Origin of the sequence: Neochlamydia sp. S13 (assembly GCF_000648235.2) — a bacterium.
GTDB lineage: Bacteria > Chlamydiota > Chlamydiia > Chlamydiales > Parachlamydiaceae > Neochlamydia.
The window spans coordinates 2473875-2494046 of record NZ_AP017977.1 but is presented as its reverse complement, the minus strand read 5'-3'; the positions used below and the strand labels follow the sequence as shown (position 1 = coordinate 2494046).

Annotated in this window: 19 protein-coding genes; 11 read left to right on the top strand and 8 right to left on the bottom strand. The window is 38.5% G+C overall.

Annotation, left to right across the window (positions count from 1 at the left end; translation table 11 throughout):
• Positions 1 to 348 precede the first annotated feature (348 nt).
• Entirely contained in the window at positions 349 to 1656 is a 1308-nt protein-coding gene (locus TY21_RS09640; RefSeq protein ID WP_042240537.1) for a DUF2851 family protein, read from the top strand.
• Between the two features lie 370 nt (positions 1657 to 2026).
• Positions 2027 to 2413, top strand: a complete 387-nt coding sequence (locus TY21_RS09635; RefSeq protein WP_042240534.1) for a hypothetical protein — start codon at positions 2027 to 2029, stop codon at positions 2411 to 2413.
• 30 nt (positions 2414 to 2443) lie between these two features.
• Here the strand turns inward: TY21_RS09635 and TY21_RS09630 are convergent, their stop codons facing one another.
• Positions 2444 to 4654 (bottom strand): UTP--glucose-1-phosphate uridylyltransferase, encoded by a 2211-nt coding sequence (locus TY21_RS09630; protein WP_052354502.1) that lies wholly within the window; start codon positions 4652 to 4654, stop codon positions 2444 to 2446.
• Positions 4655 to 4884: 230 nt separating this feature from the next.
• Here TY21_RS09630 and TY21_RS09625 point away from each other — a divergent pair, with 230 nt between their 5' ends.
• From TY21_RS09625 to TY21_RS09600, 6 genes are all read left to right on the top strand, one after another.
• Positions 4885 to 5160 (top strand): SWIB/MDM2 domain-containing protein, encoded by a 276-nt coding sequence (locus tag TY21_RS09625; protein WP_039386374.1) that lies wholly within the window; start codon positions 4885 to 4887, stop codon positions 5158 to 5160.
• Positions 5161 to 5261: 101 nt separating this feature from the next.
• A complete protein-coding gene (lpxG, locus tag TY21_RS09620) occupies positions 5262 to 6242 on the top strand; it encodes a UDP-2,3-diacylglucosamine diphosphatase LpxG (protein ID WP_042240531.1) in 981 nt (326 codons plus the stop codon).
• A 4-nt stretch (positions 6243 to 6246) separates the two neighbouring features.
• The gene (gene ispD / locus TY21_RS09615; RefSeq protein ID WP_042240528.1) at positions 6247 to 6930 is read left to right on the top strand and encodes a 2-C-methyl-D-erythritol 4-phosphate cytidylyltransferase; all 684 of its coding nucleotides are present in this window, start codon (positions 6247 to 6249) and stop codon (positions 6928 to 6930) included.
• A gap of 3 nt (positions 6931 to 6933) precedes the next feature.
• Complete coding sequence (truA, locus tag TY21_RS09610; protein ID WP_042240525.1) at positions 6934 to 7683, top strand: tRNA pseudouridine(38-40) synthase TruA; 750 nt, start codon at positions 6934 to 6936, stop codon at positions 7681 to 7683.
• A 232-nt stretch (positions 7684 to 7915) separates the two neighbouring features.
• Entirely contained in the window at positions 7916 to 8050 is a 135-nt protein-coding gene (locus tag TY21_RS11985; protein WP_079979892.1) for a transposase, read from the top strand.
• Positions 8044 to 8328, top strand: a complete 285-nt coding sequence (locus TY21_RS09600) for a transposase (RefSeq protein WP_079979889.1) — start codon at positions 8044 to 8046, stop codon at positions 8326 to 8328. The genes TY21_RS11985 and TY21_RS09600 overlap by 7 nt, the downstream gene beginning before the upstream one ends.
• A 246-nt stretch (positions 8329 to 8574) precedes the next feature.
• Here TY21_RS09600 and TY21_RS11980 read toward each other — a convergent pair whose 3' ends face one another.
• Both TY21_RS11980 and TY21_RS11230 read right to left on the bottom strand, forming a co-directional pair.
• Positions 8575 to 8787 carry a leucine-rich repeat domain-containing protein gene (locus TY21_RS11980; RefSeq protein ID WP_079979891.1) on the bottom strand — a complete coding sequence of 71 codons (213 nt, stop codon included), beginning with the start codon at positions 8785 to 8787 and terminating at the stop codon, positions 8575 to 8577.
• Positions 8788 to 9204: 417 nt separating this feature from the next.
• Positions 9205 to 10407: a leucine-rich repeat domain-containing protein gene (locus tag TY21_RS11230; RefSeq protein WP_052354501.1), complete on the bottom strand. Its 1203-nt coding sequence runs from the start codon at positions 10405 to 10407 to the stop codon at positions 9205 to 9207.
• On the opposite strand from TY21_RS11230, the gene TY21_RS11545 reads away from it, so the two are divergent.
• A complete protein-coding gene (locus tag TY21_RS11545; protein ID WP_042240522.1) occupies positions 10402 to 10584 on the top strand; it encodes a hypothetical protein in 183 nt (60 codons plus the stop codon). The genes TY21_RS11230 and TY21_RS11545 overlap by 6 nt on opposite strands.
• A gap of 311 nt (positions 10585 to 10895) precedes the next feature.
• Here TY21_RS11545 and TY21_RS09580 read toward each other — a convergent pair whose 3' ends face one another.
• The 3 genes from TY21_RS09580 to TY21_RS09570 form a co-directional block, all read right to left on the bottom strand.
• Positions 10896 to 11963, bottom strand: a complete 1068-nt coding sequence (locus TY21_RS09580; RefSeq protein ID WP_130589684.1) for a leucine-rich repeat domain-containing protein — start codon at positions 11961 to 11963, stop codon at positions 10896 to 10898.
• 540 nt (positions 11964 to 12503) lie between these two features.
• Positions 12504 to 13775, bottom strand: a complete 1272-nt coding sequence (locus TY21_RS09575; RefSeq protein ID WP_197725059.1) for a leucine-rich repeat domain-containing protein — start codon at positions 13773 to 13775, stop codon at positions 12504 to 12506.
• A gap of 537 nt (positions 13776 to 14312) precedes the next feature.
• Positions 14313 to 16073: a leucine-rich repeat domain-containing protein gene (locus TY21_RS09570; RefSeq protein WP_130589683.1), complete on the bottom strand. Its 1761-nt coding sequence runs from the start codon at positions 16071 to 16073 to the stop codon at positions 14313 to 14315.
• A 436-nt stretch (positions 16074 to 16509) separates the two neighbouring features.
• On the opposite strand from TY21_RS09570, the gene TY21_RS09565 reads away from it, so the two are divergent.
• Together TY21_RS09565 and TY21_RS09560 are read left to right on the top strand one after the other, a co-directional pair.
• On the top strand, positions 16510 to 17034 hold the full coding sequence (locus tag TY21_RS09565; RefSeq protein WP_079979834.1) for an IS982 family transposase: 525 nt from the start codon (positions 16510 to 16512) through the stop codon (positions 17032 to 17034).
• Between the two features lie 291 nt (positions 17035 to 17325).
• Complete coding sequence (locus TY21_RS09560) at positions 17326 to 17595, top strand: hypothetical protein (RefSeq protein WP_042239449.1); 270 nt, start codon at positions 17326 to 17328, stop codon at positions 17593 to 17595.
• A gap of 5 nt (positions 17596 to 17600) precedes the next feature.
• Here TY21_RS09560 and TY21_RS09555 read toward each other — a convergent pair whose 3' ends face one another.
• Together TY21_RS09555 and TY21_RS09550 are read right to left on the bottom strand one after the other, a co-directional pair.
• A complete protein-coding gene (locus tag TY21_RS09555; RefSeq protein ID WP_039386384.1) occupies positions 17601 to 17807 on the bottom strand; it encodes a hypothetical protein in 207 nt (68 codons plus the stop codon).
• 12 nt (positions 17808 to 17819) lie between these two features.
• Positions 17820 to 19979: a hypothetical protein gene (locus TY21_RS09550; protein ID WP_042239445.1), complete on the bottom strand. Its 2160-nt coding sequence runs from the start codon at positions 19977 to 19979 to the stop codon at positions 17820 to 17822.
• Positions 19980 to 20172: the final 193 nt, after the last annotated feature.

The following is a 20172-nucleotide window of genomic DNA, read 5'->3' as shown; positions in this document are numbered from 1 at the left end:
TTTCGTTAAATTTAGTTTAATCTATTTCCACTTCTTTTGATAATAGGTAAGGCACAAAAAATTAAACATAAGAAGAAGTTTTACAACTTTGTCTATAGATTATTAAATTTTTTAATTTACTTCTTAAAATAGGATAGAAAAGTTTAACTTTACCATCTAGGGGTGGAGAGTTGTTAACCTCCTATATTAGGAAAATTTAATTTAGATTTAATTATCAAAAGAATTTAAAGAGCAGCCTCTTATTTTATTTAAATGATTTTATATCTTAAGCTCTTTATAAGCTTTTTTTCTTGTGCAAAAAAAAAGCAATATTTTAAATAGATAGATATTGAAAGGTGGGTAGCAGTCATGCACGTTTCCCTTTACGAAGAAGAAAATGAGTGGTATTCCAACTTATTAGCTATAAACAGCTATAATGTTGCTGAAACCAAATATCCTTATCTTTATTGGACTGAAAACCACCTCCAAGCCATGTGGTGGGAGCAAAAATATTTTAAAAACTTAAAAACAAGCGATCAGCTACCCATTACAGTCATTTCCCCAGGGATATGGAATCATGAAGCAGGCCCTGTTTTCCTAAAAGCTCATCTTAAAATTGGCGATCAGGAGCTAAAGGGGGACATTGAAGTTCACCTAGAGGGTGAGTCTTGGGCAAATTTACAGCATGACTCTGATAACCGTTACAAAGAGGTTATTTTACATGTCTGTTTATGGCCTCCCCTTTCTGCTGCGCCTACCCAACTAAAGAATGCAAAAGGAGAGAAGGTTTATCAAACTTACCTAGCTCCTTATCTGACAATTTCGCAAACGAGAATCCTTCAACTTATCGATATTGAACAATACCCTTATCGAAAATTTTTGGGAAATAATCCCTCTTGCTTTTCACCCTCTAGCTCTTTTGTAGAGGAAAAAATATTTAATCTTTTGCCCTCATCTGTAAGTTGGGGGCTTGCCCAAAAAGTTCAATATCTTAAAGGGCATATGGAAGATGCCCGCCTTCTTCTACCCACTGGAATTGCTATGGCCTTAGGAGGCAAGCAAAATGCGGAAGCGTTCTTTGAATTATTTATAAGGCTTCTAAAATACAAAGATAAAACTGAGAATGAACTTCTAAGTATAGCTTTAGGAATGAGCGGTTTTTTTGCTGAAAAATACAAGTTAAAATGGAAAGATTCCCTCTTTTATCAGGAGCTTCTTCAAATTTATACTCAGTTTTCCACCCTTATCCCTCACTCAATTCGTCTTTTACTAAACCAAATAAGGCCTTTAAATCATCCCATCAGGGGGATAGCTTATTTAGTCAAATTAATTCAAGACCCTTTAATGCCCTCCTTATTTACCGAAATATATGCATGCTGGCACCAGGGCTGGCCTGAAGCTTATTTGAAAAAAGATTGGAAGCTACTACTCAATAGAATTAAAGATCGATTACCCTCTTACTCGGACGAATATTGGAGGCATCATTATACTTTCGAAAGTCAAAAGCAAGCCTTACCTATACCTTTATTAAAAAAAAGTTGGAAAGATAGGGTGATTCTTAATACTGTCTTACCCTTACTATCTAGCGAAATAATTCAAAAAAACAACCCTTCTGAAATTAAAGCTTTTCATAACTTTTATTCTTTTCTTAATCGTGTGAAAGATGATGAGACATAAATCTTTTTCGCTCGTCCTTTTATGCCAATCATTCCTAAACAATTTTATAAAGCAAAGTTAAATCACGAAAATAAAATTTTACTATAACCCCATCTTTAAACAGTATAGTAAAGGCCATTTAAAATAATTTTCCTTTTAATATAAAAAGTGATAGGATGAGATAATTATAAAGTTAAAGAACTTTTGACAAGCTCAAACTTTATCGAAAGCAAAGAAATTAAAAATTTTCCATTTCTTGTTAGCTTGCCTCTTTGTTGCAAGAAAATGAGGCAAATCGTATAGTAAGGATATTTTCTTTCTGAAAAAATGCAAGCTCGGTTGGTTTGAAATATTTTTTATTAACATTCAAAAGAAATCCTGGAGGATTTTTATGGTCGAAACTACTAATGTACAAAGCACGGCTTCTTTAAGTGTAAGATCACTAGGAGATACTGTAAAGTCAGGCGCAACATGGCTAGGGCGCCAATTTAACCATGGCGCTAGAGCAATTAAAACACTTGTAGCCAGAATGTGGTTTGCAACTGTTGATTTTTTTAAAAATTTCCCTGCTTATCTCCGCTCTGGTTACGGTGTTGGAGCTATCTTAGGAACAGCTGGTCTCTCTGGATTAGGAGCAAGCTTGACTCTTAAATCTAAAAAGCAGCAGGTTGCTCGCGCTGTTGCCACAGTAGCAGCAGGTGCGTTACTATTTGTTGCAGGCGCAGTGATGTTTGCTTTTGGCTGCAATCCTGTTACCTTTTCTCGCCATACCTTTTAATCCAGGTACATGTTTAACACTTAGACGCATTCATGTGTCTAAGTGTTTTTCTAAAATCATCCTATCCTCTTTATCAAAGAAATAGGTAAATAGGGGACGAGGAACCCTTATTTGCTCTCTAATAAACGTTAGTTCTCCTTCTCTATTCTGAGCAATTAGACGCTCTCCATCAGCCACCTCAATCTCTAGGTCTCCTTCTAAAGTTACATTTTCAGCAATAAATTCTGAACACCCTTTCAAGGTAATCTTCAAAGATTCTTCTCTAATAATTTGCTTTTTCCAATAAGAAGAGGAAAGCTTTTTATTAATTCCTCGATTAACCACGTATACATTTTTCAACACACAGCGTCCTACCTTTTCACTATACGTGATGATCCCCTGGGCATTTTTATGGCCTACTATATTTTCTGCATAAATTAACAGACTGCCTTTTATATTCACTTTTTGCAGAATAAGCTCAGAAATTTCTAAGACCATCTCGGAATTTAAACTTAAACTTCCTCCATGAATTTTTTGAGCAATTACCGAATATAAAGGGCCTAGAGCGGGATGAAAGGAGGTAATACAAGTAGGCCCCTCTTGAATGTATTTATCCTCATTAGGAACTTCGGGAAGCTGCATTTTGCAATAATGAGTAAACAATTCGTAATGATTTTGTAGTTGATCCCAGTAGCATCCTTCAGGGGTTTCCAAAAAAGATTGTCCTTCTGTAAATGCTCTTTTTGTCACCGAAATTGTTTTCCTTCTTTGGTTATAGGTAACAAACGTACGGAGGTCTTTAGCTTGCAAATGCTCTTGCCTTTGAAGAAAATGAGTAGTCATTCCATCGGCAATATTTTGCATAAGCGATTCTAAACGTCCTGCATACACCTGTTGTCTTCTTCCTTCTAAAGAAAGGCAAGTGACCTTATGTTTCATGTTAATTAACATGCCAGGAATTGGGCAACTATCCACTAAATTTTTAATCGCCATTAAATCAATGAATAGTATATTAGTGTTTGCAGGAAGCGCCGAGTAAAAGCCTCCTTGCTGTTCAGCTATTTCTGGAATGTTTCTTTTTACAAAATCTGGATATTCAATATTGGAAATGCAGTACTCATACCCTTGATTACTCTCTTTCTCTATCAGCACATTCATACCTTCAGCTGTATTTAACAGGCGCGGACAGGAGGCAAATCCTAAACTTTGGTTATTTAGAATTCCACACCCGCTAAAAGCAAGCAGCCCATAATCAGTCGAAGCGGCAGGGTTATTGATCTGCCTCACCAGAGCTTTAGTGTAACCTTTCTTTAACAAACGATCGATCACACCTGCTTCTACTGCCAGTTTCCAAATCACTCCATGTCCACCGGGCTTAAAAATAACTTTCATGGATTCTGCCACTGCCCAGTTTCCTTGCTTAGTCAGGACAGGCACTAAAGGCTGCTTAAAGAAATCAAACGTATCTTGCGGCCGCCCAAACCAACTCGACCGCTTACAGATATCGAAGACATGCCTATAATTATTTTTCTCATCAGAAGTCATCATAGCCACTGGAACAATTAAATATTTTCCCTTCAATTTATAATATAGGTATTCGCGCGCTTGCAGATCGCGAATTAATCCTTCTAATAATGTTCTCCCCTCAAAGAGCAGTTCTGCTGAAGGCAAATCTTCGCCAGTTTTTTCATCCTGCAATTTTAAGCGATCCCCCGCTCCACCTACTGGATATATTTCTGCTATCAAAGGCATCTTTTCCACAGCCTCTCGAATCGCCTTCCTTACAAAAGAAGTTTCCTGGGATATATCGTAGCCTGGCGGCTTACTATAACGTTCCGCAGTTGGTAAAAAGTTATCTTCCTTCTTCTCTAATTCTTTTTCTTCAATAAGCTGTAACATCATACAATGATAGCCAACCAAGCCACCCATCATTGCATAAAAGTTTTCAACAGGTGCTAAGCTTTCAATTAATTGATTAAAAGCTAAATGAGGATTCGAATGTTGATGCATCCCTTGAAAAATTATAGGTCCTTGGCCTAAAGCTAATAAAGACTTAATAATGACTTGTGCGTGTGCATTACAGCAAAAAAGAAAATCCTTTAAGCAGGAGTTTTGTTGTAGAAAAGCTTGTACTTCGAGATTTCGATCCAATATGTCAAGCCGCTCGTCAATCTTCTTAGCGTTTTTCAATTGCTCATTAAGAGATTTTAACCTTTTAAGGCTATGTTTGATAGAATGAATAGCAGAAGTAGATGTGGACATGGTATTTTTCTTTTACTTGGTTAAGATGGAAGCATTTATAGCAAAGAATTTGATTTTATCCCTAATCCAATAACCGATCTTAACGCTTTTTTCTTATAATTTCTTTTGACTTATAAATGAAAACAGCGCTACAAAGAATCCCCTAGCTAGGAATGTTACCAAGACAATCTAGTTAACTTGATTTAACAGTAGGAAGAAAGAAATATCCTTTAACAACGCATAAGGAGTAAATGATGGCAAAAAAAAATTCGGCCTTTATGAAACCCGTACAGGTGAGCCCTGAATTGGCAGAAATCGTCGGACAAGGCTCTATGCCGCGTACGGAGATCACAAAAAAAGTATGGGAGTATATTAAAAAGCATAATCTTCAAGATGCTCAAAATAAAAGAAATATCAATCCTGATGCTAAATTAGCTAAGGTTCTTGGAAATCAGAGTATTGATATGTTTAAAATGACAAGCAAGATTTCTAAGCATATTAAAGAGCCAGAAGCAGCTAGTTCTTAGACTCTTCTATAAAAATGCTAATCTTTAATGCCTTATATATTAATGGTTAGCATTTTTTTCTTTTCATTTGTAAGGTTCTTCCTTAAAATTTTAACAACTCCATGAAAAAAAACCATAGACTCAACAAATTTATTATTAATTTGCCTAATTTTTTTTGGGACCTTTGGTGCTGTCTGTCGATTATAGGGATTTGGCCACGTTTTATTGAAAATAAATTGGTTAGTAAGACCTTCAAAAGGTTTAAGATTCCCTATTTGCCTAAAGATCTACAAGGATTAAAAATAGCCCAATTTTCAGATTTACATCTTCATCCTCAAGTTTCCCAGCGATTTCTAAAAAAAATTAAAAGAAAAATCGAAAGCTTCCAACCTGATATCATTGTATTTACAGGAGATTTTCTTTGTTTTTCTCTTTCTCGTGACTTGATGAGGCTCGAGCAATTTTTTGCTTCGTTAAAAGCGCCTTACGGATGCTTTGCCGTTCTAGGTAATCATGACTATAATGCTTTTGTTTCTGTAAATGAAAAAGGAGAGTATGATGTCCTCCCATCTTCTACGGGCTCCATAAATAAAGTTTTGAAACGTTTATGGACAAATAAAATTTTGGCAAGAAGAGTAACAGATCATGCTAGGGCGGTAAAACCTCATGAGGAATTGGAAAAAGCTTTAAAAAACACTCATTTTCGATTACTAAAAAACGAATCCCTGTTGGTTCCTATAAAAGGTAGCTTTATTAATATAATTGGCTTGGAGGAGTATTCCACAGGTCGACATGCCCCTAGATTAGCTTTTCAAACTGTTGATCCCCATTTCCCTGGACTTGTCATTGCTCACAATCCAGACATTGTACCTCATTTGCTAAATTTTTCCTGGGATGTTATCCTATGTGGACATACCCATGGAGGCCAAGTTAATCTTCCCTGGCTATGGAAAAAATTTACTTTAATGGAAAATCCTTACTTGAAAAAAGGTTTAATATGCATGCAAAATAAATGGATTTATGTCAACCGGGGCATAGGGAGTATCATGCCCTTTCGATGGTTTTCTATGCCTGAACTCCTTCTGTTGACCTTAGAGGCTTAAAATCATGACTTCTCAAGAAGTAAGCGTTATTCTTTTATGTGGGGGCCAAGGTTTGCGCATGCAAAATGCTACTCCTAAACAATTTCTCACTCTCCATAATAAGATCATCGCTACTTATAGCTGGGATGTTTTTAAAGCCCTACCTGAGGTGATTGAAATTGTAGTAGTTTGTGACCCTGCCTATCAAAATTTTTTTGCTTCTCCCGACCTTTCAGTACCGTTAAAGTTTGCCTGTCCTGGTAGGCATCGGCAAGACTCTGTTTTCAATGGCTTAAAGGCTCTTACCTCGCAAGCAGGCTTTGTCTGCATTCATGACTCTGCTCGCCCTATTATTACCCCTCCCCTAGTGCAACGTGTCTTAAAAGCAGCCTTCCAGCACGGAGCCGCCGCAGCTGGCATGCCTATTAAATTTACGATTAAAGAGCACGACGGAAATCATATAGTCAAGCAAACGCCTGATCGCTCCACCTATTGGGAAGTTCAGACGCCTCAAGTAGTTCGCAAAGATATTTTGGAACAAGGCTTTGCTTATGCTCTTGAAAATCATTTAAAGGTCACTGACGATGTCTCCTTAGTCGAACATCTAGGACATCCCGTCAAATTAGTTGAGGGATGCTATACAAATCTTAAGATTACCACGGCCGAAGATCTTATTCTGGCTAAATATCTGCTCCATGAGCCTAGCTAGAAGATGAAAGAATATAATTATAAAATGATTATTGCCTATGATGGCACTCAGTACAATGGTTGGCAGATTCAACCTAATGGTATAGCTATTCAGCAAAAGATTGAGGAAACCCTTAAGATAGTGCTAAGACATCCTACCTCCTTAATAGGGTCAGGAAGAACAGATGCTGGAGTCCATGCTTTAGGACAAGTGGCTAACTTTAAAACCTCCCTTCGAATTGAACCTAGACGTTTCTTGCATTCTCTAAATGGAATATTGCCTAAAGATATTCGCATCCATAGCTTAGAAAATGTTCCTCTTAACTTTCATGCCCGCTATAGCGCAAAAGGAAAGATTTACCATTATTATCTTCATCTTAAGCCTACTTTAAATCCTTTCAATCGCTTGTACTCCCTCCATGTGGGCGAGAATATAGACAGCGATTCTTTAAAAGAAGCAGCTCAACTTTTTATAGGCACTCATGATTTTACTGCCTTTGCCAATGAAGCCCATTCAGGAGTTGCGGCCCATGACCCCATAAGAACTCTCCAAAGGCTTGACGTCGTTCCTACCAAGGAAGGTTTGTGCTTAGAATTTGAAGCCGAAGGCTTCCTTTATAAAATGGTGCGCAATATTACGGGTACTCTTCTAGAAATTGCTTGTAATAAACGTTCAATTTCCTCTATTCCTGAGATTTTTGCCTCTAAAGACCGCCGCTGTGCTGGTAAATCCGCTCCCCCGCACGCTCTATTTCTTATGAAGGTCATCTATTGAATTTCATCTCTTTAGCTAGCTATCTTGTCTTGCCTGCCTTAGAAGAGGTCTCTTTGGTCTTCAACAGCCTTAAAACCTCTTGTTGCAAACCTTTAGGTTACTAAATTTCTTTTTTCCTCCTATTCTGCCCTCTACCTCTTTCTTTTAAACCAAGGAAAGGAAATAGTTAAAAAAAGCCCTTCACAATATACAGGCATCTCGTTTGCCGATTTTACTCTATTGACAGTATGTCATACATGCCGTATCCACCCCCCTCCTAGTTTTCAAGAAAATAGAAAAAAGAGGAAAAACCTCTACAGGGTGCTTTTATAGATTCAAACTACATCTAGTGATTAAGGATAAAGGGGAAATTCTTGCCATATATTAACACCAGGAAATGTAGAGACCCCTATCCCTGCTCCTGATCTATCTAAAAACATTTTTGGCAAAATGTTTGCCGATAAAAGCTATATATCTCATCAGTTATTTATCAAGCTCGATGACAAAGGCTTAGAAATTATTACCAAGCTTAGTAAAAACATAAAAAACAGGCTAATGTCACTGGTAGGTAAGATTTTATCAAGGAAACGGGGCATCATTGAAAGACTTAACAATAAATTGAAAAACTCTTGCCAAATCGAACATCATCGACATCGTAGCCCTTGAAATTTTTTTATCAATCTAATCAGCGGAATAGTGACCCATGCTTACAAACCATGTAAGCCCTGCATTCAATTGACTTGCATAGAGAAACAAAAGTTAATGAGTTGGCTTACAGTTTAGGTATAATTTGAAGCTGCCTTAGAGTGTTTTCTTATCCGATAACACGCGTTAATCTATATTCTTAAAAACTTTGGAGGATGCCCATTGCTTTTTTAATATTATAGGTTATAAAGACATCTACCTTTTCAGCTATAGCTTGAAAAACTGTTTTACTTCGGCTGAAATGTTTTCTAGTAGATTCCCCTTTAGCTTAAAATTTAATAGTTTAGGTAGCTGCTCTATCTCTGCCGGAAAGGCTGTTAGTTGGTTGTCGCTTAAGTAAAGCGCCTGCAGCTTCGATAGCTGCTCTATGCTTGCGGGAAGAGTAGTTAGCTGGTTATTGTATAGCCAAAGATATTGCAGCTGAGATAATTACCTTATCTCTATTAGAATGGAGGCCAGCTGATTGTTGCTTAAGCACAGGTCGTATAGCCGAGAAAATCGACCTATCTATGCAGGAAGCAAGGCTAGTTGGCTGTATCTTAAGGAAAGTCTATTAAGCTGAAAAAGTTACCCTCTCTCCGGGGGAATATTGGTAAGATGTTTATTATCTGAGTTAAGGCATTGCAGCTTCGATAGCTGCCCAATCTCTGTAGGAAGGGTGGTAAGCAGGTTGCCACTTAAGTGGAGCTTTTGCAGCTTCGATAGCTGTCCGATTTCTGTTGGCAGACTGGTGAGCTAGTTTTGATTTAAGCGCGGATTACTTGGTTAAAGATAAGATGGCTAAAAGTTTTTACTTCATTTTAGCTCACCCCCATTTAAAAAGTACCTATGGCCATTCTACAATTGAAAACGCTGCCTTATTTTTTCGGCGATATCTTTCAAAGGATTTTCCGCTAATTCAAGCTCTTGCAGCTCAGACAACTGCTCGATTTCTGTAGGCAGAGCAGTGAGCTGGTTTTGATTTAAGTAAAGCTCTCGTAATCGAGACAGCTGCCCGATTCCTATAGGCAGGCTGGTGAGCTGGTTTTTATTTAAGTAAAGCCATTGTAGTTGAGACAGCTGCCCAATTTCTGCAGGCAGAGAGGTGAGATGGTTTTCTCTTAAGTCAAGCCCTTGCAGCTGAGACAGCTGTCCAATTTCTGTAGGCAGAGCGGTGAGCTGGTTTTGATTTAAGATAAGCTCTTGCAACTGAAACAATTGCCCGATTTCTGCAGGCAGAGCGGTGAGCTGGTTTTCTCTTAAGTCAAGCGTTCGTAGCTGAGACAATTGACCTATTTCTGCAGGCAGAGCGGTGAGATGGTTTTCTCTTAAGTCAAGCGTTCCCAGCTGAGACAGCTGCACGCTTTCTACAGGCAGGCTGGTAAGCTTGTTTCCTCTTAAGTCAAGCGTTTGCAGCTGAGACAGCCGCCCAATTTCTATAGGCAGAGCGGTGAGCTGGTTTTCTCTTAAGTAAAGCTCTTGCAGCTGAGATAACTGGCATATTTCTGGGGGTAAATAAGTCAAACCTGCTCTAGATAAATCTAAAAAAGTTAAGCCTTTACAATTTTCTTCAATCCAACCTCTAAGAAGCTCCCCTTTTTTTTCTACAGGCAAGTGCTTAATTTCTTCTCGGCTCAAATATTCTTCCCCACCAGGAAGTTTTTTCCAAAGTAAAAGGCGATTAATATTTACAAGATAGGAAGAGTAGTTAGCCAGAGTAAGATACCTCTTTTCTTCTATTTGCACTTTAAATTCTAAAGCTGAAAAAGACTTGGCTAAAGTAAAGATTCGCCTAAAGATTGCATTTACCTTTGCGGCCTCAGAAAGCTTTTCTTTTAGCTTATAAATCCTATCTACAATAAGAGCCTGCTCCTTAACATTTCCTTGAGGAACATGCACTTTACCTATTTGCTTATAAAGAGAAGGCATCGATTCAGAAGCTAGCAGATGATGCCACCTTTTACAGACGCTAAATAAGGAAGGAACTACGCAAGCCTCTAAGATAGGGAGCAGCAATTCATTGGGCAAGCTTTCAATAGATACCGAAGAGATAGAATGCATTTTATTTCCTTGGGTAGTGATGGCTTTTCAGCATTTTTATTATTTAAAGGCAATATAAAAAAATTAAAAAAGCAAGTCAAACCAATTCGTATAGATTTAAGGAAAGGGGGGGCCTTCCAGGCATTTAGGAGCAGCCACAGGTTTTGGCGATTAAGTGACACGGCAATTATGATTTGACTAAAAGAATGAGATTGATTCTTTGCCTTATTTGAGAAAAACAAAACGGCTCTTTTTGGCGCAATGTTTAAATTCTTCTATTGAATGATGGAATACAATACGCCAGTTTCTTCCTATCAAAAAAAGTTGTTTTCCCAGACATAGCAATCTGCAGAAAAAGAGAGAAACTTCTTGTCTTTATAAATATGTAGTTTAGTTTAGACTTGCTTAGTTGCCGGAAGGAAAACGGATTACTTGTTTAAAGATAAGATGGCTAAAAGTTTTTTATTTCATTTTAGCTCACCCCAATTTAAAAAATACTTATGGCCATTCTACAATTGAAAACGCTGCCTTATTTTTTCTGCAATATCTTTCAAAGGATTTTCCGCTAATTCAAGCATGATAAGCTGAGACAATTGCCCAATTTCTGCAGGCAGGCTGATGATCTGGTTTTCTCTTAAGTCAAGCCCTTGCAGCTGAGGCAGCTGCCCAATTTCTGCAGGAAGGCTGGTGAGCTGGTTTTGATTTAAGTAAAGCCCTTGCAGCTGAGACAGCTGCCCGATTTCTGCAGGCAGAGCGGTGAGTTGGTTTTGATTTAAGTAAAGCCCTTGCAGCTGAGGCAGCTGCCCGATTTCTGCAGGCAGAGCGGTGAGCTGGTTTTGTTTTAAGTAAAGGTTTTGCAGCTGAGACAGCTTTCCGATTTCTGTAGGCAGAACGGTGAGCTGGTTTTGGCTTAAATCAAGCCCTTGCAGCTGAGGCAATTGCCCGATTACTGCAGGCAGACTGGTGAGCTGGTTTTGGCTTAAATCAAGCCCTTGCAGCTGAGATAACTGGCATATTTCTAGGGGTAAATAAGTCATGCCTGCTTTATATAAATCTAAATTCGTGATGTTTTTACAATTTTCTTCAATCCAATCTCTAAGAAGCTCTCCTTTTTTTTCTAGAGGCAAGTGCTTAATTTCTTCTCGGCTCAAGTATTCTTCCCCACCAGGAAGTTTTTTCCAAAGTAAAAGGCGATTAATATTTAAGAGATAAGAAGAGTAATTAGCCAGCGTTAAGCCTTTTTTTTCTTCTGTTTTCTCTTTAAATTCCAAAGGAGAAATGGATTTAGTTAAGGTAAAAACTTGTTTAAAAACTTGATAAACTTTTTCGGTAGAGGTAAGTCCAGGATTGAGTCGATAAACTTTAGCTAACATAAGAGTTTGCTGAGTATTGGTATTCCCTTGGGGGAAACGAAGCTGTGCTATTTTTTTATAAAGAGAAGGCATCACTTCAGTAGCCAGCAGATGATGCCATCTTTTACAGACGCAAGATAAGGAAGGAACTGCGCAAGCCTCTAAGATAGGGAGCAGCAATTCATTGGGCAAGCTTTCAATAGATGCCGAAGAGATAGGATGCATTTTATTTCCTTGGGTAGGGATAACTTTTCAGCATTTTTATTTTTTAGAACAATATAAAAATTAAAAAAGCAAGTCAAACGAATTCGTATCCTTATCAATAAAAAAAACACTCCCAGATGACCTATGAGAGTTTTTATTTCAGATAGATCCAAGGAAAAGGGGGGAGGGGCTTCCAAGCATTCAGGAGCAGCCACAGGTTTTGGCGATTAAGTGATGCGGCAATTTTGGTTTGGCTAAAAGAATGAAATTGATTCTTTGCCTTATTTGAGAAAAACGGCTCTTTTTAGCGCAATGTTTTAATTCTTCTATCGACTGATGGAATACAATACCCCTAGCTTCTTCCTGCCAAGAAAGGCTGCTCTCCCAGCCTAGCAATCTGCAGAAAAAGAGAGAAGCTTCTTGTTATTATAAATCTGTAGGCTAGTTTAAGCTTGCTTAGTTGCTGGAAGGAAAGCGGATTACTTGTTTAAAGATAAGATGGCTAAAAGTTTTTTATTTCATTTTAGCTCACCCCCAATTTAAAAAGTACTTAAGGCCATTCTACAATCGAAAACGCTGCCTTATTTTTTCTGCAATATCTTTCAAAGGATTTTCCGCTAATTCAAGCTTGGTAAGCTTAGACAGCTGCCCGATCTCTGCAGGTAGAGCGGTGAGCTGGTTTTGATTTAATTCAAGCCATTGTAGCTGAGACAATTGACCTATTTCTGTAGGCAGGCTGGTGAGCTGGTTTTGACTTAAGTAAAGCCATTGCAGCTGAGACAGTTGCCCGATTTCTGCAGGCAGAGCGGTGAGCTGGTTTTGGCTTAAACCAAGCCATTGCAGCTTAGACAACCGCCCGATTTCTGCAGGCAGACTGGTGAGCTGGTTTTGATTTAATTCAAGCGCTCGCAGCTGAGACAATTGACCTATTTCTATAGGCAGAGCGGTGAGCTGGTTTTGATTTAAGTCAAGGGTTTGCAGCTGAGACAGCTGCCCGATTTCTGTAGGCAGAGCGGTGAGCTGGTTTTGGCCTAAGTGAAGCTGTAGCAGATTAGACAGCTGCCTGATTTCTGCAGGCAGAGCGGTGAGCTGGTTTTGATTTAAGTTAAGCTGTAGCAGATTAGACAACTGCCCTATTTCTGCAGAAAGGCTGGTGAGCTGGTTTTGATCTAAGTAAAGATATTGCAGCTGAGACAGCTGCCCGATTTCTGCAGGAAGGCTGGTGAGCTGGGTTTGATTTAAGTAAAGCCTTTGCAGCTGAGACAGCTGCCCAATTTCTGGGGGTAAATAAGTCAAGCCTGCTCCAGATAATTTTAAAGCCGTGATGCTTTTACAATTTTCTTCAATCCAATCTCTAAGAAGCCCTCCTTTTTTTTCTAGAGGCAAGTGCTTAATTTCTTCTCGGCTCAAGTATTCTTCCCCACCAGGAAGTTTTTTCCAAAGTAAAAGGCGATTAATATTTAAGAGATAAGAAGAGCAATTAGCCAGCGTTAAGCCTCTTTTTTCTTCCGTTTTCTCTTTAAATTCCAAAGGAGAAAAAGACTTGGCTAAAGTAAAGATTTGCTTAAAGATTGCATTTACCTTTGCTGCTTCAGAAAGCTTTTCTTCTAGCTTATAAATCCTATCTACAATAAGAGCCTGCTCCTTAACATTTCCTTGGGGAACATGCACTTTACCTATTTGTCTATAAAGAGGGGGCATGACTTCAGTAGCCAGCAGATGATGCCATCTTTTACAGACGCTAAATAAGGAAGGAACTGCGCAAGCCTCTAAGATAGGGAGTAGCAATTCATTGGGCAAGCTTTCAATAGAGGCCGAAGAGATAGGATGCATTTTATTTCCTTAAGTAGTGATGACTTTTCAGCATTTTTATTATTTAAAGGCAATATAAAATAATTAAAAAAGCAAGTCAAACCAATTCATATCCTTATCAAGGAGAAACAACTCGCAGATAATTTACCACGCTTTTATTTCAGATAGATTCAAGGAAAGGGTGGAGACCCTACAAGCATTTAGGAGCAGCCACAGGTTTTGGAAATTAATTGACGCGGCAATTATGATTTGACTAAAAGAATGAGATTGATTCTTTGCCTTATTTGAGAAAAACGGCTCTTTTTGGTGCAATTCTTTAATTCTTCTAACGAATGATGGAATACAATACGCCTAGCTTCTTCCTGTCAAGGAAAGTTGTTCTCCCAGCCTAGCAATCTGCGGAAAAAGAGAGAAACTTCTTGTCATTATAAATGTGTAGGTTAGCTTAAACTTACTTAGTTGCGGGAAGGAAAGCGGATGACTTGTTTAAAGTAAGATGGCTAAAAGTTTTTTATTTCATTTTAGCTCACCCCCATTTAAAAAATACTCATGGCCATCCTACAATTGAAAACGCTGCCTTATTCTTTCTGCAATATCTTTCAAAGGATTTTCCGCTAATTCAAGCTTGGTAAGCTGAGACAGTTGCCCGATTTCTGCAGGAAGACTAGTGAGCTGGTTTTGGCTTAAACCAAGCCTTTGCAGCTGAGACAATTGCCCGATTTCTGTAGGCAGGCTGGAGAGCTGGTTTTGATTTAAGTAAAGCTTTTGCAGCTGAGACAGTTGCCTGATCTCTGCAGGCAGACTGGTGAGCTGGTTTTGGCTTAAACCAAGCCTTTGCAGTTGAGACAATTGCCCGATTTCTGTAGGCAGGCTGGAGAGCTGGTTTCGGTTTAAGTAAAGCCATTGTAGTTGAGACAGCTGTCCAATTTCTGCAGGCAGAGCGGTGAGCTGGCTTTGATTTAAGAGAAGATATTGCAGCTCAGACAGCTGTCCAATTTCTGTAGGCAGAGCAGTGAGTTGGTTTTGATTTAAGAGAAGATATTGCAGCTCAGACAGCTGTCCAATTTCTGTAGGCAGAGCGGTGAGCTGGTTTTGGCTTAAGTCAAGCTCTTGCAGCTGAGACAATTGCCCGATTTCGGCAGGCAGAGCGGTGAGCTGGTTTTGGCATAAGTGAAGCTGTAGCAGATTAGACAGCTGCCCAATTTTTATAGGCAGAGCGGTGAGCTGGTTTTGATCTAAAAGAAGATATTGCAGCTGAGACAATTGACCTATTTCTGTAGGCAGGCTGATGAGCTGGTTTTGATTTAATTCAAGCCTTTGCAGCTGGGACAATTGCCCGATTTCTGTAGGCAGGCTGGTGAGCTGGTTTTGATTTAAGTAAAGCGATTGTAGTTGAGACAGTTGCCCAATTTCTGCAGGAAGGCTGGTGAGCTGGCTTTGATTTAATTCAAGCTTTTGCAGCTGAGACAATTGCCCGATCTCTGCAGGAAGACTGGCGAGCTGGCTTTCATTTAATTCAAGCGTTTGCAGCTGAGACAATTGGCCTATTTCTACAGGCAGAGCGGTGAGCTGGTTTTGATCTAAGTAAAGCCCTCGTAGTTGAGACAGCTGCCCGATTTCTGCAGGAAGACTGGCGAGCTGGCTTTGATTTAATTCAAGCTTTTGCAGCTGAGACAGCTTTCCAATTTCAGCAGGGAGGATGGTGAGCTGGCTGTGGTTTGAGCGAAGCCGTGTCAGCTGAGACAATTGGCCTATTTCTGGGGGTAAATAAGTCAAGCCTTCGCACAATAAATTTAGCAAAGTTAAGTTTTCACAATTTTCTTTGATCCAATCTCTAAGAAGCTCTCCTTGTTTTTCTAAAGGTAAATACTTGATCTTCTCTTGATCTAAAAACTCCCCTCCACCAGGCAGTCTTTTCCACATTAGCAGGCGATTAATATTTATAAGATAAGAGGAATAATTAGCTAGCGTATAATATCTCTTTTCCTGGGTTTTCCATTTAAATTCTAACTCCGCGGGAGCAAGAGATTTAGATAGAGCAAAGGCTTGTCTAAAGATTGCCTTGACTTTTTCTATTTCTGAAGGTCTATCTTCGAGCTTATAAATTTTATCTACAATAAGAGCCTGCTTGTTAATATCTCCTTGAGGAAAGTGCATTTTACCTATTTGCTTATAAAGAGAAGGCATGACTTCAGTAGCTAACAGGTGGCTCCATCTTTTACAGACGCTAAATAAGGGAGGAGCTACGCAAGCCTCTAAGATAGGGAGCAGCAATTCATTGGGCAAGCTTTCAATAGATGCCGAAGAGATAGGATGCATTTTATTTCCTTGGGTAGTGACGACTTTTCAGCATTTTTATTTTTTAAAGGCAATATAAAAAAATTAAAAAAGCAAGTCAAACCAATTCGTATCCTTATCAATGGAAAAGCAACCCACAGATGATCTACCACGCTTTTATTTCAGATAGATCCAAGGAAAGGGTGGAGACTTTCCAAGCATTCAGGAGCAGCTACAGGTTCTGACGATTAAGTGACACGGCAATTTCGATTTGGTTAAAAGAATGGGATTGATTCTTTGCCTTATTTGAGAAAAACAGCTCTTTTTGGTGCCTTGTTTTAATTCTTCTACCGCATGATGGAATGCAATACGCCTAGCTTCTTCCTGCCAAGAAAGGTTGTTCTCCCAGCCTAGCAATCTGCCGAAAAAGAGAGAAACTTCTTGTCATTTATCACTTCTACTCTATTGACAGTATGCCATACTTGTCGCATCCAATCCCTGCCAAGTTTTTAAAAAGATAGCAAAAAGAGGAAAAACCTCTACAGGGTGCTTTTATGGATTCAAACTACATTTAATTATTAACGATAAAGGGGAAATTCTTGTTTATATGTTAACGCCAGAAAATGTGGAGACCCCTGTTTGTGGTCTGTCTAGAAACATTTTTGGCAAAATGTTTGCCGACAAGGGATGCATCTCTTCCCTATTGTTTATCAAGCTTTACAGCAAGGACTTAGAAATTATTACTGGGCTTAGAAAGAATATGAATAACAAGCTAATGTCATTGGTAGGTAAGATTCTATTAAGGAAACGGGGCATTATTGAAAGACTTAACGATAAATTGAAAAACTCTTGCCAAATCGAACATCATCGATATCGCAGCCCTTGGAATTTTTTTGTCAATCTAATCAGCGGGATAGTGACTTATGCTTACGAGCCCTGTAAGCCCTGCATTCAATTGACTCGCATGGAGAAACAAAAGTTAATGAGTTGGCTTACAGCCTAGGTATAATTTGAAGCTGCCTTAGGATGTTTTCTTATCCGATAACGCGCGTTTATCAAGCTATTTATCTTGGTAAATTTTAAGTGGCTGGCTGAGCTACTACTCGTAAAATTTGACATAAAGTAGCTTTTACTTTTAAGATTTATAGAAAATCAACTAGCTTTTTCCACGTACCGCAAATGGCTTACATTTTTATTAACCTATTAACTTAGTCTTTTTGCTGTCCTTTAGCATATCTAAAGAAAGACAGAGCAATAAAGTTAAATTAAGCTAAATATTACAAAAGAAAGATATATGACTATTTATTCTACTCCTACCGCCATGCCTCTTTACCGGCACCCTACAGGAAGGCTTTTTCGGTCCCATCCGCAAGGAGGTTACGAGGAGCAAACTCCCGACGGATGGATTCCCGTTACTAACAGTCATTTAATTCGCTCTATCCAAGAAGATTCTTTTAGTATTTCCCCTACACCTCCTGCCTTAGCTTGTCGTAGCTTGGCAATTTATTCTCAACCCACCACAATCCCCTCGCATCTCTTTCTTAATCTCTTAAAAAAGAAGTAATTTTTTTAATGATTGAGAAGAGTCTTATATTTTTCATGGATAGTTAGAGCTTCTGCCTCTGGAACACTATAGCCATCTTGTTCAATTAGATGGAAAATATCTTGGTTGAAGGACTTGTCTTCCCATTGGTCCGTATCAAGTCGACGGATTTCTACTGTTCCTTCGGTAGTACGTGCAATAAATGCTGGGGTAACATAATAACGCCAATCCATAGCTAATCTCCTTTATCCTATTTTTATTTGATCTATTCCTGCTCCAAATAAATTTAATTGTACCTGCTCACACAATTTAATTACGCTCCTTGGATTAGATAAGCCAGTACTTTCTAAAATTTTCTCACGTGAAGCACTATCTTCTAACTTGCGCATGACCTGATCTAAGAAGCGATGGGACATTTCTTTAATGGATTCATTTGTGCCATCATGAACTTGAAGAAAATGGAACTGAACTTCTCCCATAATTCTTTTTCCAGTATACGGTGTTTTTAAGTAAACCTTTGCATGAATACCCACATAGCCACTGGAATAATCTTCTTTAAACTTATTAGAAAAAACTATTTCATATCCTCTTTTTTGAGATTCTTTGGCAAATATATGAATAGCTTGGCGCATTTCATCTATATTGTTGGCAATAAAGGTAGTACGTATGGTGTCATTCAACTTCTTTACCGCCCCTGAAAAATCTGCCCCATTACCTGCCCATATGCTAGCTTTCCTATCCATACTTACTTGAGTTTTGATAAGAAATTGGCTTTCGTCCCCATGAAAAGAGTAAACGCCACTTTCCTGGCAAGTAGCTGCTACCATTGCTAAAAACTCGCTTTTCACTTCCAAAGCGCTATCGTGCAATTCTGTAATAGTGGAAGCATCATTTGTCCAGGATAAATGAGCTAAAGAATTTCTTTCAGTCTGATAGTCTTTTTCCAGATTTATCTTGTGGGCAATTTTTTCTTTTCGCTCCTTCCAGGCTTCCCTTATCAATGAAGCTTTATCAGGGATCACCCCTTGTACGCCTTCCAATAAAATTAAAGAATGGCTTCCTGCATATTTATCCGCATGATGGGCAGCCATACGTAAGTTTTGAGCAACCTTATCAGTTAGCTGTTCTCCCTCTAGAAGTTTTAAGACCTCCCTATTAAACTGAAGGACCCCCACATTCTTTCTGATGGTTTGATCTTGTAGCACATCGCAGACTAGGAAGGGTAAGACCAGCTTACCATCTACATTTCCTACCATTCTAGTTTTCAATAGCTCTTGTTTTTTACCAGCAGGTATTTCATTTAATTCTCGGATCCTTTGCTGAAGAGAAGATGAGGAAATAGCTAGCAATGTTGTGTAAATTTCAGGATAGATTTTCTCCATGACTGCTAAATTATCTATTATAGTTGAGTGAGCTTCTATAAGAAAATCTTTATACTTCTGTTCTACTGGCTCTCCTTGTTCTAACCTTTGTAAAAACTTAACATAAGCTCCTGGCGCTCCTTGTACATATCCTAAAGCCTTTAATTTTTCTTCTGTTGAAAGCTTCATTAGCTCTAAAATAGCTTCTTGGTCTTCTGCAGATATAAAATCTGTCTGAACCATGGCACCTGGCCCCTTAATTATTCCTTTTTCATTAAGACTTTCAAGAAAAGAGGGAGAACCTAATCCTTGCTCATGCAAGACTAAAACCACTTTTTTTCCTTCTTTCTGTAATTCTTGTGCTAAATTTGCTATTAGCTCGGCTATTTCTAAGGCTTCTCCTTCTAAGGAAGCAGTGTTAACGAGGTCAAATTCATCTAAAAGAATAGTATCAGAAGAAGATTCTAATAGGCCTTTTTTGATACTTTCATAATTTTCCTGCAACCATTTTAATTCATGGCCTTTTAGCTCATAATAACCCTCGCGCCATAGATGTTTTTGCTCTTGGCCAGTGCTTTCATGCAATTCGAAATAGGAAGTAAGAAACCTCTTTTTTAGATCAAATGTTGTAGGGTCTTTAACCGCTAAGCGAATTTGCTCAGATTTACCGGTTCCCGGTGCACCATGTACAATACAAACCCCATGAATTTTTAAAGCTTTTTTTATGGCAATGACAACAGGTAACCTCTCTTTTACGCTCTGCGTCGGTTGGTGGGAGCTTTTTGTAGACTGGTGAAAATGAGCAGCCCATTGCACCTTAGAATCGCAACTAGACCTCTCCTTACCAATCTCTTGGATGGTATGACGACGAGCTGCTGCGGGGAGTGAGAGACGTCCGGTAGAGTAAGACCGAGAATAAAGAATACTTGTGCGCAACATGATACGGTGAACTTCTAAAGTACTTTTAGTTATAGCCTTACAAGTATGGGACAGAGCAGTATGCTGCCCTACGCCACTAAATAATGTTTTTCGTAAAGGTATCATTACTTTCTCCTTTCTTCTAACTTAACGATCATTAATAAGAATTCTTTTACATTTTAACTATTTTTTAATTATATATTATTAACAATATATAATTAAAAACAATTTTTTTTAAATAACAAAAATAAACTTTATAAAATAAGCTACATTTTATTATTTATTAACAATTTATATTTAAAATATAATTAGATAAAAA